Source organism: Vibrio sp. Vb1554, from assembly GCF_033344235.1.
Genome location: NZ_JAWPOJ010000442.1, coordinates 1 through 1,056 on the forward strand (window position 1 = coordinate 1; position 1,056 = coordinate 1,056).

2 protein-coding genes are annotated in these 1,056 nt (G+C 50.4%); both read left to right on the top strand.

Annotated features, from left to right (window positions below):
• The coding region (locus R8N28_RS26920) for a zinc-binding dehydrogenase (protein ID WP_318183881.1) at positions 1-429 on the top strand (429 nt) is incomplete at its 5' end.
• 61 nt (positions 430-490) lie between these two features.
• A partial coding sequence (gene fghA, locus R8N28_RS26925) for an S-formylglutathione hydrolase (protein WP_318183882.1) occupies positions 491-1,056 on the top strand: 566 nt, incomplete at its 3' end.

Consider the following 1,056-nt stretch of genomic DNA (forward strand, 5'->3'; position numbering starts at 1 on the left):
CTTGGTGCTACAGACGTCATCAACCCACAAAAATTCGACAAACCAATTCAAGAAGTGATTGTTGAAATGACGGATGGCGGTGTGGACTACTCATTCGAATGTATCGGTAACGTCAACGTAATGCGTCAAGCGCTTGAGTGCTGTCACAAAGGTTGGGGTGAGTCGGTGATCATCGGTGTTGCGGGTGCGGGTCAAGAGATCTCAACTCGTCCATTCCAGCTGGTTACGGGTCGTGTATGGCGCGGCAGTGCGTTCGGTGGCGTGAAAGGTCGCTCTGAGCTTCCAGAAATCGTAAACCGCTACATGGCGGGTGAGTTTGGCTTACAAGAGTTCATTACTCACACGATGGGCTTGGAAGACGTAAACAAAGCATTTGATCTGATGCACGAAGGTAAGAGCATCCGTACCGTTATCCATATGGATAAGTAATGCTGACTCAGGCTCTCCGTAGGGGGAGCCTGAATTCATTCTGTTGTTAGAGAGTTTATCCATGACCATTGAAAATGTAAGCCAAACCAAAGTGTTTGGCGGTTGGCACAAACAATATACGCACGATTCTAAAGCGCTGAACTGCACCATGCGTTTTGCGATTTTCTTGCCGCCGAATGCAACCAAATCCAACCCAGTACCCGCTTTATACTGGTTGTCGGGCTTAACCTGCACCGATGAAAACTTTATGCAGAAAGCGGGCGCATTTCGTATGGCGGCAGAACTTGGGATTGCCATCATTGCTCCGGACACCAGCCCGCGTGGTGAAGGCGTTGCCGATGATGCAAGTTACGACTTAGGCCAAGGCGCAGGCTTTTACCTCAACGCCACTCAAGCACCGTGGTCACTGCATTACCATATGTACGACTACGTCACGCAAGAGCTGCCAGCCATCATCGAAGCCAACTTCCCAGTATCGGATGTGAAATCAATCTCTGGCCACAGCATGGGCGGACACGGTGCGCTCACCATTGGCCTTAAGAATCCGACACTATACCGCTCGATTTCAGCATTTAGCCCAATCAGCAACCCAATGCAGTGTCCGTGGGGACAAAAAGCATTCACCGC